Origin of the sequence: Arthrobacter subterraneus, from assembly GCF_900099735.1 — a bacterium.
GTDB lineage: Bacteria > Actinomycetota > Actinomycetes > Actinomycetales > Micrococcaceae > Arthrobacter_D > Arthrobacter_D subterraneus.
In genome coordinates this window covers 28,633-41,994 of sequence record NZ_FNDT01000022.1, presented here as the reverse complement: position 1 = coordinate 41,994, position 13,362 = coordinate 28,633, and the positions used below count along the sequence as shown (strand labels likewise).

Sequence of the window (13,362 nt, the reverse complement as noted above, 5' to 3'; positions counted from 1 at the left end):
TGCCCTTAGTGCGTGAAAAACGCACTAAGGGCAGACATCACCGCAGGTCACAGCCGCGCGCCCCCAGAAGACCGGGATCCGTGAGCCAAGTCAGGCAAGAAACTGCCGCGACCCTGATCTGTGGTGTCCGGCGACATTTATAGGAGATGCAATGCCTGACGTCATATTTCCACTAGATTCAACGAAGAAGTTTGAAGACCAGGAAAAGATCGGCCACAACAGATGGCATCCGGAAATCCCGCCGGTGGCCGTGGTGAAGCCTGGAGACTCCTTCCGGGTCCACTGCCGTGAGTGGTTTGACGGCGCTATCGTCAACGACGACTCCGCAGAGGACATCTTGAACGCTCCACTGCTCACCGTCCATAAGCTCAGCGGACCTTTCGGGATCGAGGGGGCGAAGCCGGGTGACCTGCTCGTCGTCGATATCCTCGACGTCGGGCCGATCCCGCAGGAAGATTCAGGCCCTCTGGCCGGGCAAGGATGGGGTTACACCGGCATCTTCTCGCGCAACAATGGCGGAGGTTTCCTCACCGATCAGTTCCCTGACGCATACAAGGCGATCTGGGACTTCACCGGGCAGGTCGCAACGTCGCGGCATGTTCCCGAAGTGTCCTATGTCGGGCTCATCCACCCAGGCCTGATGGGTACGGCTCCTTCCGCCGAGCTGCTCGCCAGGTGGAACAAGCGGGAAGGGGACCTCATCGCTACGGACCCGAACCGGGTGCCCCCGTTGGCCCTCCCCCCGGAAGCGGAGCACGCAGTGCTCGGAAGCCTGCCGGCGTCGGAATTCGACCGGGTAGCTTCGGAGGCTGCACGCACGGCGCCACCCCGCGAGAACGGCGGCAACCAGGACATCAAGAACCTGTCCAAGGGGACCCGGATTTTTTACCCGGTGTTCGTGGACGGCGCCAACCTTTCCCTGGGAGACCTCCACTTCTCGCAAGGCGACGGAGAGATCACCTTCTGCGGTGCGATCGAGATGGGCGGCTTCATTGACCTCAGGGTCGATGTCATCAAGGGTGGCATGGAAACCTACGGCGTCAGCGAGAATGCAATTTTCATGCCGGGCATCGTGGATCCCCGCTACAGCGAGTGGATCGCATTCTCCGGAACATCCGTAACCCTCGACGGGAAGCAGCATTACCTTGACTCGCATCTGTCTTACCAGCGCGCATGTCTGCACGCGATCGACTACCTGACGAAGTTCGGCTATAGCCCGGAGCAAGCATACCTGTTGCTGGGGTCGGCGCCGATTGAGGGCAGGTTGTCCGGCGTGGTGGACATCCCGAACTCGTGCTCGACGGTTTACATCCCCACAGCGATCTTTGAGTTTGATGTTCGTCCTTCCACTGCCGGCCCACACAAGGTCAATCCCGGTATGGGTGCGCCGAAGTCGAACAATAAGTAGTCGATTCTTCAGTTCCGGTGCCAGGTTCAAATTCCTGGCACCGGTCTTGAAAGTTGAAGAGTACCGTCGGACTCTTGTTCGGCTGAGGGCCACGGCATAGCATCCAGTAATGGAAATCATCGAGTACCGGCCGTCACGTGATCAGCTCGTTTACACATTCGGCGGTGCGAAGCCGGCGATGACCATCAAGCCCGGAACGGTCCTTAAACTCTGGTCCGAGGATGCCTTCAACCACGCGCTCACGTCCGTCGAGGACCTCTCCAGTGAGAAGGTGGACTTGCGCTTCGTGAACCCGCAGACCGGACCCTTCTACGTCGAGGGCGCCGAACCGGGGGACACACTCGTCCTCCACATCGTTGACCTGACACCGGCCCGCAGCTGGGGAGCCTCCGCCACCATCCCGTTCTTCGGCGGCCTGACCAGCACCGACCGCACCGCACTCCTGCAGGACCCGCTGCCCGACACCACCTGGATCTACCATCTCGACTCCGCACGCAACACCGTCGGTTTCGAATCCCGCTTCGGTGATTTCCGGCTCGAACTGCCGGTCGAGCCCATGCTCGGCACCGTCGGCGTGGCACCGCCCGGCGGTGAAGTGCGTTCCTCCCTCGTCCCCGAGCGGTTCGGAGGCAACATGGACTCGCCCGAGGTCAAGGCCGGCTCCACCATCTACCTCGGCGTCAACGTGGACGGCGCGCTCTTCTCGATCGGCGACGGGCACTACCGACAAGGCGAGGGCGAAGCGTGCGGCACCGCCGTCGAGGGCGCAATGGACTCGACCATCATCGTGGAGCTGGTCAAGGGCGGCGCCCCGGCCTGGCCGCGTATTGAGACGGACACGCACTGGATGGCGGTGGGGTCATCCCGCCCGATGGAGGACTCCTGGCGGATCGGCCAGCTGGAAATGGTCCGCTGGTTCGGTGAGCTCTTCGGTCTCCACGCCATGGACGCCTACCAACTGCTCACCCAGACGGCGCAGGCTCCGATCGCCAACGCGGTGGACGCGAACTACAGCGTCGTGGTGAAGGCCGCCAAATCGCTCTTTCCCTCCGCCAGCGCATACGACGGCGTCCACACCGACCTGCGGGACCGCAGCGCCGGAATCTAGGCAACCAGAAAGGATCCACCATGGATCTGCAGCTCAACGGACTGACCGCCATCGTCACCGGAGGCACTAAGGGCATTGGACGTGCGATCGTGGAGACCTTCGCTGCCGAGGGCGCCAACGTCGCCTTCTGCGCCAGAAACGCCGACGACGTCGCTTCAGCCCAGCAAGCGGTGGGCCGGGACACTGTGGTTGGCACGCAAGTCGACGTCGGTGACGGCGGAGCCGTGGCCCGTTGGGTGAGTGATACAGCGACGCGGTTCGGCGGCATCGACATGGTGGTCAGCAACGTCAGCGCACTCGCGATTCCGGATACGGAGGAGAACTGGGAAGCATCCCTGAACGTGGACCTGATGGGGTCGGTGCGCCTGGTGAAGGCGGCGCTGCCGCACCTCGAGCACAGCACGGCGCCCTCGATCACCGCGATCTCGAGCGTCTCGGGGCGGGAAGTGGACTTCGCTTCCGGTCCGTACGGCACGGTGAAGTCGGCGATCATCGCCTACATGGCCGGGCTGGCCTTCCAGCTCGCTGAGCAGGGCATCCGGGCCAACACCGTTTCACCGGGCAACACCTACCACCGCGGCGGTGTGTGGGAGCAGATCGAGCAGGGAAACCCTGAGCTGTTCAGCATGGCGATGGGCCTGAATCCCACGCACCGGATGGGTACGCCGCAGGAGATCGCTGACACGGTGGTCTTTGTCGCCAGCCCGAAGTCCAGCCGGACCACCGGCGCGAACATCCTCGTGGACGGCGGCCTGACCCGCGGCATCCAGTTCTAGACGGCTCCGCGCGGGCCGGATCCCCCAGGTTCTGGAGCGTGCACCCCTGTCCGGACGGCGTGTCGCCATCCGACACGCGGAATAGGGCTCAGAAGCCGGGGGAACCGGCACGCAGCCGGGAAACCGGGAGTGCGTCTACGACAGCCCAAGCTCCGCAAACGCCGAGACCAGGCCCTCCTGGCTGGGCGGAGCGGCCGTTTGCTGTGCCACCGCCATCAGCTCGGGCGAGGACCCTTCGATGGCGATTCCCAGGCCGACGTACGCGAGCATCTCGAGATCGTTCTGGCCGTCCCCGACGCCGATGGAGTCTTCCCGGCGGATCCCCAAGCGTTCCAGGGCGATAGCCACGCCGTCGGCCTTGCTGATCCCGTGCTGGAACAGCTCGCCGCTGTGCCGGCCCTCGTCAGCGATGGAATTGTCGACGACGGCGACAGCCGGCCCGATTCCGTCCGCGATGGCTTTGACCGGGATGGGCGCATCGAACACGGAGACCTTGGCGAACGGCACAGGGACGCCGTCCGTCATCAACTCAACTGTGTCCAGGATGGCTGACGCCCCGGCCGCTCGGCCGTCCGGACCCTGCTGGAAGTGTTCCTCGATGATCTCCTGAAGGCGTTCCACCGCCGCTGCGGGCACGTGCAGGGACTCCTGCGATTCAAGGATGTACACGGCACCGTTCGTGTCGAGCGCAGCGACGGTCCGGTCCGCGAGGTCCGGTGGAAACCGGCGGTCCAGCAGCACCTCACCGTCCACCTCGACGTACGCCCCGGCGCTGGCCACCAGGCCGTCGAATCCGGCAGCGCGGATATGGGCGCTCAGCATTGACACCGGCCGTCCGGTGCAGAGCAGGATCTTGTGCCCGGCCTCCCGGGCGGCCTGCACCGCACGGACATGGCCCTCGGGAACCACCCCGTAGTCCGCGTAGGTACCGTCCACGTCAAGGAAAACGGCGCGGCTTGTCGGTGCAGTAGTGCTGGTTGGCGAAGAAGTGCCGGCGGGGTCTGAGCTCATTCTCCGGATTCTACCGAGCCGGATGTTCTGACCCCGGTACGCGCCGCAGGGCGGGAGCCGTGCCCGCGCGGACCTGCAGGTGACCGCCGCGCGTGGAAGAGGCCTCCACTCCGAGGCAGTCCCGGTCCACGGCGGTCCAGGGATGGGCGTCAATGTCCGCCCCGCCCAGCCGGCACGCCGCCACCGCCAGCGGCGTCAGCAGGGCGTAGGGGCCCGTGGGCCGCCGCATATCGACAACGCACAAACGCCCGGCCGGCTTCGTGAGGTTCCGCATGTTCGTCCAGGCACGTTCCCACTCCGGCATGAGCGACAGCGCGTAGGTGGCCAGAGCGGAGTCGGACAGCTCACGCCCGCCCGCGGCGGCCACCCGGGCACCGACGTCAGCCGGGGACAGTGTGGTGGCATCGGCCTGGATGAGGACAACGTTCTTCCAGCCGCGGCGTTCCGCCCGCCGCCGTGCCTGGCGAAGCATCGCGGCGCTCCGGTCGATTCCCACGATCAGGCCGCCGACGGACACCTTCGACTGCAACAGCGCAAAGTTGAGTCCGGTGCCGCAGCCGAGATCAACCACCTGGTCGCCGGGCTGGAGCCGGAGCAGGTCCACGCCGCGACGGCGTCCGGCACGGTACACCGGAAACTCCGCCGACAGGAGGTCGTACAGCGGTGCGAATGTTGTGTACTTCTCGATACCGGGGCCTCTTCCATTGCATAAAAGGGTGATTCCAGCTTAGGGCGCACGCCGGACAACCCTAGGGCACCTCCATCCCGCCTTCGGTGTCCTGGATTACAGACCCCGACGGGGATTCCCGTCACCGTAGTCTGGGTGCACCACCGCCTACCTTCCCAGGAAAGAGCTGAATACATGGACAAGCTGGTTGACCTCCTCGTTGTCGGCGGCGGAACGGCGGGGATCGTCGGGTCTAAAACTGCCGCCCGGCTGGGTGCCCGGACCGTACTGGTGGAGAACGAGCGCACCGGCGGTGACTGTCTGTGGACCGGCTGCGTACCCTCCAAAACCCTCCTGGCCGCGGCGAAGGACGCAGCGGAGGAGCGCGGTATCACCGGCGGGCAACCCTACTTCGGCCGGGTGCGTGACCGGATCACTGCAGCGATCCGGGCCATCGAACCCGCCGATTCCCCCGAGTCACTGGAAGCCGCCGGCGTCGAGGTCCGCAGCGGCACCGCACGGCTGACGGCCGACGGCGAGGCCGAAGTCAACGGCCGGCGGATCCGCTTCCGGAATGCACTCATCGCCACCGGAAGCCACCCCACCGTGCCGCCCGTTCCGGGACTCGCGCACGCCCGCATGGTCACCTCCGACACCGTGTGGGACCTGACGGAACTGCCCCGGCGGATGGTCATCATCGGCGGCGGGCCGATCGCCTGCGAACTCGGCCAGGCATTCGCCCGGCTCGGTACGCGGGTCACCATCCTGGCCCGGACAGGCATCCTGGGCAAGGAAACCCGGGAGGCTGCCGCCCTGGTCCGGAACGCCCTCACGGCCGACGGCGTCACGGTCGCCGAAAACGAATCCGCCCGCACGGTGGAGAGCACCAACGACGGAAGCTCCACGGTCCTCACGTCCAAGGGCAACCGGTTCGACGCCGACGTTCTCCTGGTTGCCGCCGGAAGGACCCCGCGAACGGACGGCCTCGGCCTGGACACGGCAGGCGTGGAGCTCGACGACGCGGGTCAGATCCTCGTGGACCAGGCCATGCGGACGTCCAACAAACGCATCTGGGCTGCCGGGGACGTGACGCAGAACCCGAAATTCACCCACCTCGCCGGCGTCCATGCGAGCACCGCGGCGTCCAATGCCATCCTCGGCCTGCACCGGTCGGTCAGCAGTGTGATCCCGCGCGTCACGTTCACCTCACCGGAGGTGGCGGCAGTCGGAATCACCGACGCCTCCGCCCCCGGGCTGAGCCTCTCAACCGTGAACCTGGACGACACCGACCGCGCCATCACGGAGGGCCGGACGGCAGGCTTCGCACAACTGGTCATCGGCACAAGGGGACGGATCCTGGGCGGCACCATCGTGGGCCCGCGCGCCGGTGAATCACTGGCCGAGCTCACCCTCGCGGTCCAGCAGGGGATGAGCACGCGGGCGCTCGCCGGAGTGACCCACCCGTACCCCACCTACAACGACGCCGTGTGGAATGCCGCGATCAGCCACGCCCGGGCCGGCCTCGACTCGCCGGTGGCCGCAGCCGCCGTACGCCTGCTCAGCGCCGTCGCGCGCCTGCGGAACGGACGCCGGTGACCCTGCCGGCGGCGACACTGAAGGCGGCCGCCTCAGCGCAGTGCACGGAAACCTGTCACAACGCGCTGACCTGCGCTCACCGACACCAGCACCGCCCACACCAGCGCGATGTGACCGGCGAATGCCGGGAAGAGCAGCCACAGGCTGTGTACGACGACGGTTTCCGCACCTTCCGCGAGGCCGCCCAGGAAGGACAGCGAGCGTCCGTCGTCGAGTTGTCTGCCGCTGCGCTCGGCGATGGAGGAAAAGGCGAGGAACACACTGCCGTTGATGTAGTAGGCAAACAGGACCAGCAGGAACGGCAGCCAGCCGGCGTCGTACCCTGCGGTTGCGCCGACCGCCACGCCCACCACCGTGGCGCCGTACACCATGAAGTCCGCTGAGATGTCCCAGAACCCGCCCTGGCCGGCGTCGTCCGCTCCGGTTCCAGCAGTCTGCGCCGCACGCAGCCGGGCCAGCGGGCCGTCCAGGCCGTCCGCGAGGCGGCAGAGCAGCCAGGCCGCCAGCGCCGGAACCCACAGCTGGCCGGCGGCGAGCGCGGCGCTGGAAAGGCCCAACAGCAGGTTCAGCGAGGTCAGCCGGTTGGGGGTGATCCACGGGACGTCGAGACGCCGGGCGGCGGAGTTGAGCGCGGGTGCCAGCAGCGGGCGGAGCCGGGAATCAAACATCGGTGCGGGTGCCCTTCCGGCGCGACCGCACGGCGTAAACCACACCCGCGAGGGTCAGCAGGCCCAGCCCGGCTGCGGCGACCTGGGCCTGCCAGCCGAGCTCGAACCCGTAGGCACCCAGCGCAAGGAAGCTCAGCGTCCCGGGCAGGATGCCCAGCGCGGTTCCGAGGAAGTACGGGCGCCAGCCCAGCGAGGTGAGGCCGGCGGAGTAGTTGATGGCAGTGAACGGCAGCACCGGCACCAGCCGCACCCCCACCACGGCGGCGAATCCGCGCTGCCGGAGGACCTCGTCCACCCGGGCAACCCGCGTCCCAGTGAACCGCTCCACGGCCTCGCGGCCGAGATACCTGCCCAGCCAGAAGGCGGCCGTGGCTCCCAGCATCGCGGCAAGGTAGACAATCAGGAAGCCGGCGCCGAAGCCGAAGAGTACGCCCGCTGCAACGGTGAGGACGTTCTTCGGAACAGGTGCGAGCGTCAGTGCGGCGTAGCCCAGCCCAAAGCCCACCGGCCCCCACCACCCGGCCGAATCGACCATCGCGCGGAGCTCCTCGACGGGCGGAATCGGGATGAGAAGCACAGCCGCAGTCGCCGCGGCCACGAATACCAGGAGAAGAAGTGCCCGTCGGAGGGGAGCCGGAAAGCGTTCGCGCCGCCCGCCCTGCTCCGTCACCGTACCTGCCGTCCGTTCGCCGTTGCCGTCCTCCACCGAGGCACGCAATGAGCATACGTGAACCGGAAAACCCGGAAGGAACCATGCACACCACCGCCCCCCGACCGTTCCGCCGCGCGCTGGCCCCGCTTGCGCTCGCCTCGGCGCTTCTGCTCTCCGCCTGCGGCGCCGCCGCAGGGCAGTCCGGCCAGCAGCCCGACGAGGAGTTCTCCGGATTCGACGACGTACTGGAAGCAGCCGAGGGCTCCACCGTGGACCTGTGGATGTACGGCGGAGATGAGCAGGGGAACGCGTATGTGGATGAGACCCTCGCCCCGGCCGCCGCGGAGCTGGGCATCATCCTGCGCCGGGTCCCGGTGGCGGACACGGCGGACGCGCTCAACCGGGTCCTGAGCGAAATACAGGCAGGGCGTGACGACGGTTCGGTGGACCTGGTCTGGGTCAACGGCGCTGTCTTCAGCACCGGCAGGCAGGCCGACGCCTGGCGCTGCGGGTGGACGGATATGCTGCCCAACATGGCCTTCACGGACCCGGCGGACCCGCTGCTCACCAACGATTTCGGAACGCCTGTGGACGGCTGCGAAGCACCCTGGCACAAGGCCCAGTTCACGTACTTCTACAACTCGGACACTGTGTCCCAGCCGCCCACCAGCCTGGCAGGCCTCCTCGATTGGGCCGAGGCCAACCCGGGACGCTTCACCTACCCGGCACCACCGGACTTCACCGGCAGCGTCTTCCTCCGCGAGGTGCTGATCTCCACCGCCGGCGGAGCGGCCGAGGTTTCCCTCGAATACAGCGAAGGAGCCTTCGAAGAGCATGCGCCTGCCGCCCTTGAAGCGCTGGAGTCCCTGGAACCGTCCCTGTGGCGGAAAGGGGCAACCTACCCGCGCGACGAGCAGGCGCTCAACGAACTCTTCGCCAACGGCGAGGTGGACTTCGGCATGACCTACGGCCCGGCACGGCTCACCGACCTGGTGGATTCCGGTGCCCTCCCGCCGTCCACCAAGGTACTGACCCTGGACGAGGGCACGGTGGGCAACGCCAGCTTCCTCGCCATACCGGCCAACGCCGAGGACGCCGCCGGCGCCATGGCCGTCGCCAACCTCGCCCTCTCCCCGGAACAGCAGGCAGCCAAGGCCGCCCCCAAGGTGTGGGGACAGTTCACAGTGCTCGACGTCGACCGGCTGGAACCGGCGCAGCGCGCCCTCTTCGACGGACTCCCGTCCTCTCCGGTGGTCCCGCCCTACGAGGAGCTCTCCCGCAACTCCCACGCGGAGCTCGGCTCCGCCTGGGTCCCCGAACTGGACGACGCCTGGCGCCGGACAGTCGCCGGCGGGTGATGGCCCCGCGTGCCAGGGCGCTGCTGATCGCTGCACCCGCTGTCCTGCCGGTGGCCCTCGTGCTCACGGGTGCGCTGGTTGCCGCCCTCCTGCAGAGCCTGGGACTCCTGCCGATCATCGGGGAACCGGAGTTCAGCACCGCGGCCTGGGACGCGGACGGCGAACTCCTGCTCGCCACCGGAATCTCCGTCTACATCGCCGCGGCATCCACCGTACTGTCCGTCGTCGTCGGCTTCCTGATTGCCGCCTACGTGCTCACCTCCGGCGTCAGCAGCCGGGTGCTGGCCGTACTCAGCGCGGCGTCGGTGCCCATCCCACACCTGGTGGCCGCGGGCGCCATGGGGCTGCTGCTGTCCGACGCCGGTTTCCTGGCCCGCGTCTTCGGCATGCCGTCCGGTTTCCCCGGGCTGGTCGGCGGCCGCGGGTGGGGTGCGGCGATCCTCGAGTTCGGCTGGAAGGAGTCCGCGTTCGTGGCGCTCGTGCTGGTCGGCAGCATGGCCCGCTCCGCCGGCGGTCTCTGCGAGGCAGCCGCCACCCTGGGCGCGTCCGCGAAGCAGCGGATGCTGCACGTGCTGCTCCCGCTCGCGCTGCCGGCACTGGGCGTGTCCGCGCTGGTGGTCTTCGTCTACACGCTGGGCTCCTATGAGGCGCCCTGGCTGCTGGGACCGGTCTCGCCGGAACCGTTGCCGGTCCGCGCGGTCCGCCTTTTCGGCTCCATTGACCTGACCGCCCGGCCGGAGGCGATGGCCACCGCCCTGGCGTCCGTCGTCGTCGGCCTTGCGGCCATCGGCGCGGGACTGCTGCTGCTGCGCCGCGTCAGGGGGTGGCGCTGATGCAGGCCTACCAGCCGGTGCGGCTGAGGGCAGCCGGAGGCACCGGGATAACGCGGCCGCTCCTCGGCGGGCTGCTGTTCCTGTGGATCCTGCTGCCGCTGGTGCCGCTGATCCTGTGGTCGGTCGCCGCGGAATGGCGGGCTCCGGACGTGCTTCCCGGGGCCTTCTCCACCGACGGACTGGCTGCGCTGCTGAGGCCGGAGGTCCTCACGGCCACAGGGGCGTCACTGGTCCTTGGCCTCAGCGTTGCGCTGCCCGCCACCGTTCTCGGCGCACTGGCGGCCTTCGCTATCCGGCGGCTTCCCAACGGCTGGGCGCGCGGGGTGGAGATGATCCTGCTGGCGCCGCTGGCAATCCCGCCCTTCGCGCTGGTGATGGGCTCGAACGTCCTGCTGCTCGGCGCACGCGTGCCTGCGTTCCCCTCCGTGGTACTGGTGCTGACGGTGACCGCACTGCCCTACACGGTGTTCATGTTCCGGGCGGCACTCGCCTCCTATGATGACCAGTTCGAGGAAGTGGCGCGCACTCTCGGTGCTTCTTCCCGGGCGGTTCTTGCGAGGGTGCGGATCCCGTTGCTGGCCCGCGCCACCGCCCGGGCGGCCTTCCTGGCGTTCCTGGTGGGTTGGAGCGACTACATTACGACGCTGCTGGTCGGCGGCGGACAGCTGCTGACCCTGCCGCTGGTGCTGGGTTCCGCGGCGTCGGCCACCGGAAACGAGCAGCTCACCGCGGCGCTGTCCCTCGCCATGATCGTGCCGCCGCTGCTGTTGCTGGCGCTTCTGGCGGTGCCCGGGCCGAGGAGGAGACGATGAGTTCCAGCCTGACCTTCGACCGGGTGTCGAGGATGTTCGGACAGTCCGAGGTCCTGAGCGACGTCTCCCTCACCGTGCCGGCGCGTTCCCTGGTGGCGCTGCTTGGCGCGTCCGGCAGCGGCAAGTCCACCCTGCTGCGGATCGCCTCCGGACTGGATGCGCCGAGCAGCGGGTCGGTGCTCGTGGACGGGCAGGATGCCAGCGCGGTGCCGGCCGAGAACCGGGGCATCGCTGTCGTCTTCCAGAAGCCGCTGCTGTTTCCGCACCTGACGGTGGTGGACAACGTGGCGTTTCCGGCGCGCATGGCCGGTGTGACCAGGCGGGAGGCGCGCTCGCAGGCGCTGGAATTCCTCGACCTGGTGCAGCTCGGCGGATTTGCGCGGCGCATGCCGGGCCAGCTCTCGGGCGGCCAGGAACAGCGGGTCTCGCTGGCGCGCGCCCTCGCCGCGCAACCGCGCATCCTGCTCCTTGACGAGCCGTTCAGTTCGCTGGACTCCCGGCTCACCGACGACATGTATGAGCTCGTGGGCAAGATCCGCGCGGAACTCGAGCCGACCATCGTGTTGGTGACGCACGACCGGCGGGAAGCCTCCGTACTGGCCGACACGATCGCCGTGCTGGACGAGGGCACCATCCTGCAGCATGGTCCCGTCCCCGAACTGCACTACCAACCGGCCACCCGTGCGGTGAACCGCATCCTGGGCGGGCTCAACGAGGTTCCAGGGCACGCGGCCGGCGGGTTTCATACCTCGGTGCTGGGCCGGGTCCGCGTCCAGCCGGGCGTCCCGGACGGGCCGGCCCTGCTGGTGGTGCGCCAGGAGGCGCTCCGGCTGATCCGGAACGACGACGGCGGCACTTCCTCCGGCGACGAGGCCCCCACCGGGGTGGTCACCGAGGTGAAGTCGATGGGTGCCCACGTGCTGGTCCGGGTACGGGTGGAGTCCGCCCCGGGCAGCGGGAGCACCGCCGTCGAAAGCATCGCCGTCGAACTGGCGGGTGCACCGGCGCTTCGGGCCGGGGACCGCGTAGGGGTGTCTCTGGCCGGCGGGCAGGGGTGGGTGGTGAGGGCCTGAGAGGAAATTGTCCTTGTGTGTTCTGGGTTGCAGAGCGGACCGGCGAGGCGCCGTAGCGTTCTGGAACTAGGACATATCGAGGAAGATCGAGGAAGGCAGTCCGATGAAAACCAGGCCCAGAAACTCGTCCACGCACGCGCAGGCCAGCGCGCCCGCCGGGCACGTCCCAATGGCTCGACGCATCACGGCAGGCATTGTCGGCGGGCTCGCCGGCGGCGCCGTGTTCGGTGTGCTCATGGCCATGATGGGCATGTTGCCCATGATTGCGTCCCTGGTGGGCAGCGACGCCGCAGTCGTCGGGTTGGCTGTGCATCTTGTCATTTCGGTGCTGATCGGGCTGGGGCTGACAGTGCCCTTTGCCGGGATGCTGTCCGGATTGGCACGCTCGGCCGTGATCGGGCTCGCGTACGGCGCGCTGTGGTGGTTGCTTGGCCCGCTGCTGCTGATGCCGACGATGATGGGCATGCCGGTATTCATGATCGACGCCGCCGCCTGGGTGTCCCTGCTCGGACACCTGATCTACGGAATAATCCTCGGGGTGAGCGCGTCTGCAATGCTGCGGGGCCGCAGGTGAAGGACGAGTGCGCGGTAGGCCTGGCAGGCACACCGGCGGCGGGGGAGAGGCCCTGGTCGCCACAGAAACGAGAGGTAGACGTATTGACCACGGGAGACCCTGAGGCGTTCACCTGCCTGAATGACGTTGATCTGTTCGCGGACCTCAGCGTCGCCGAACTGGAGTCCATGCAGCTCATGGTGCCGGAGCGGCGTTTCCGGGCCGGTGAGCTGGTCTTCTCGCAGTCGGAACCGGTGACCTCCCTGTTCATCCTCCGGTCAGGACGGGTGCGGATCTTCCGGATCACCGAGGACGGCAAGGCTCTCACCATGGCCATCCTGGAACCCGGGGCGGTGTTCGGGGAAATGCTACTCGTCGGACAGCGCATGTATGACAACTACGCCGAAGCCATCGAGGAATCTGTGATCTGCCAGCTCACGGTCGACGACGTCGAGCGGCACCTGATTGCCGACGCCCGCATTGCGGTCCGGATCTCCAGGCTGCTCGGCGAGCAGGTGGCCAGGCTGGAGGAGCGGCTGACCGATCTGGCCCTCCGTCCCCTGTCCGCCCGGACAGCCAAGACGCTGCTGACGCTGGCCGATGCATCCCGACCCAGCATGCTCGGACAGGCTCCGGCCATCCGGATCACCCACGAACAACTGGCCGGGCTCCTCGGAGCCACCCGTGAAGCCACCAGCAAAACCATGGCCGAATTTGCGGCCGAAGGCCTGATCAGGCAGAGCCGCGGGCGGATCACGGTCCGGGACCGGAACCGGCTCGGAACCATCGCCCGCAGAAGCTCCTGATCCGCGCTGAACTCCAGTTGTCGGTGGGCCGTTTGCGCCCG

At 67.8% G+C, this 13,362-nt stretch carries 14 protein-coding genes; 10 read left to right on the top strand and 4 right to left on the bottom strand.

Going from position 1 to position 13,362, the window contains the following annotated elements; translation table 11 throughout:
• Positions 1–151: 151 nt before the first annotated feature.
• The 3 genes from fmdA to BLS52_RS15935 all read left to right on the top strand — a co-directional run bounded on the left by fmdA (position 152) and on the right by BLS52_RS15935 (position 3,292).
• The gene (fmdA, locus tag BLS52_RS15945) at positions 152–1,408 is read left to right on the top strand and encodes a formamidase (RefSeq protein ID WP_090588031.1); all 1,257 of its coding nucleotides are present in this window, start codon (positions 152–154) and stop codon (positions 1,406–1,408) included.
• Positions 1,409–1,517: 109 nt separating this feature from the next.
• Positions 1,518–2,516: an acetamidase/formamidase family protein gene (locus BLS52_RS15940; protein ID WP_090588030.1), complete on the top strand. Its 999-nt coding sequence runs from the start codon at positions 1,518–1,520 to the stop codon at positions 2,514–2,516.
• Between the two features lie 20 nt (positions 2,517–2,536).
• A complete protein-coding gene (locus BLS52_RS15935; RefSeq protein ID WP_090588028.1) occupies positions 2,537–3,292 on the top strand; it encodes an SDR family NAD(P)-dependent oxidoreductase in 756 nt (251 codons plus the stop codon).
• A gap of 135 nt (positions 3,293–3,427) precedes the next feature.
• Here BLS52_RS15935 and BLS52_RS15930 read toward each other — a convergent pair whose 3' ends face one another.
• Both BLS52_RS15930 and BLS52_RS15925 read right to left on the bottom strand, forming a co-directional pair.
• Positions 3,428–4,303 (bottom strand): HAD-IIB family hydrolase, encoded by an 876-nt coding sequence (locus BLS52_RS15930; RefSeq protein WP_090588027.1) that lies wholly within the window; start codon positions 4,301–4,303, stop codon positions 3,428–3,430.
• Between the two features lie 10 nt (positions 4,304–4,313).
• A complete protein-coding gene (locus BLS52_RS15925; protein ID WP_217636780.1) occupies positions 4,314–4,934 on the bottom strand; it encodes a class I SAM-dependent methyltransferase in 621 nt (206 codons plus the stop codon).
• A 231-nt stretch (positions 4,935–5,165) separates the two neighbouring features.
• Between BLS52_RS15925 and BLS52_RS15920 the strand changes: the two genes are divergently transcribed.
• Complete coding sequence (locus BLS52_RS15920) at positions 5,166–6,566, top strand: dihydrolipoyl dehydrogenase family protein (RefSeq protein WP_090588025.1); 1,401 nt, start codon at positions 5,166–5,168, stop codon at positions 6,564–6,566.
• Between the two features lie 32 nt (positions 6,567–6,598).
• Here the strand turns inward: BLS52_RS15920 and BLS52_RS15915 are convergent, their stop codons facing one another.
• Complete coding sequence (locus tag BLS52_RS15915; RefSeq protein WP_090588023.1) at positions 6,599–7,234, bottom strand: CDP-alcohol phosphatidyltransferase family protein; 636 nt, start codon at positions 7,232–7,234, stop codon at positions 6,599–6,601.
• The gene (locus BLS52_RS15910; RefSeq protein WP_090588022.1) at positions 7,227–7,952 is read right to left on the bottom strand and encodes a TVP38/TMEM64 family protein; all 726 of its coding nucleotides are present in this window, start codon (positions 7,950–7,952) and stop codon (positions 7,227–7,229) included. Before BLS52_RS15910 ends, BLS52_RS15915 begins: the two co-directional genes overlap by 8 nt.
• A gap of 35 nt (positions 7,953–7,987) precedes the next feature.
• On the opposite strand from BLS52_RS15910, the gene BLS52_RS15905 reads away from it, so the two are divergent.
• The 6 genes from BLS52_RS15905 to BLS52_RS15880 all read left to right on the top strand — a co-directional run bounded on the left by BLS52_RS15905 (position 7,988) and on the right by BLS52_RS15880 (position 13,321).
• Positions 7,988–9,244: an ABC transporter substrate-binding protein gene (locus BLS52_RS15905; protein WP_090588040.1), complete on the top strand. Its 1,257-nt coding sequence runs from the start codon at positions 7,988–7,990 to the stop codon at positions 9,242–9,244.
• Positions 9,241–10,077 carry an ABC transporter permease family protein gene (locus tag BLS52_RS15900; RefSeq protein ID WP_217636779.1) on the top strand — a complete coding sequence of 279 codons (837 nt, stop codon included), beginning with the start codon at positions 9,241–9,243 and terminating at the stop codon, positions 10,075–10,077. The genes BLS52_RS15905 and BLS52_RS15900 overlap by 4 nt, the downstream gene beginning before the upstream one ends.
• Positions 10,077–10,889 carry an ABC transporter permease gene (locus tag BLS52_RS15895; protein WP_090588038.1) on the top strand — a complete coding sequence of 271 codons (813 nt, stop codon included), beginning with the start codon at positions 10,077–10,079 and terminating at the stop codon, positions 10,887–10,889. Before BLS52_RS15900 ends, BLS52_RS15895 begins: the two co-directional genes overlap by 1 nt.
• Positions 10,886–11,962: an ABC transporter ATP-binding protein gene (locus BLS52_RS15890; RefSeq protein WP_090588018.1), complete on the top strand. Its 1,077-nt coding sequence runs from the start codon at positions 10,886–10,888 to the stop codon at positions 11,960–11,962. Before BLS52_RS15895 ends, BLS52_RS15890 begins: the two co-directional genes overlap by 4 nt.
• Before the next feature lie 103 nt (positions 11,963–12,065).
• Positions 12,066–12,536, top strand: coding sequence for a hypothetical protein (locus tag BLS52_RS15885; RefSeq protein WP_245702903.1), 471 nt, complete (start codon positions 12,066–12,068; stop codon positions 12,534–12,536).
• 83 nt (positions 12,537–12,619) lie between these two features.
• Positions 12,620–13,321 carry a Crp/Fnr family transcriptional regulator gene (locus tag BLS52_RS15880; RefSeq protein ID WP_245702902.1) on the top strand — a complete coding sequence of 234 codons (702 nt, stop codon included), beginning with the start codon at positions 12,620–12,622 and terminating at the stop codon, positions 13,319–13,321.
• Positions 13,322–13,362 lie beyond the last annotated feature (41 nt).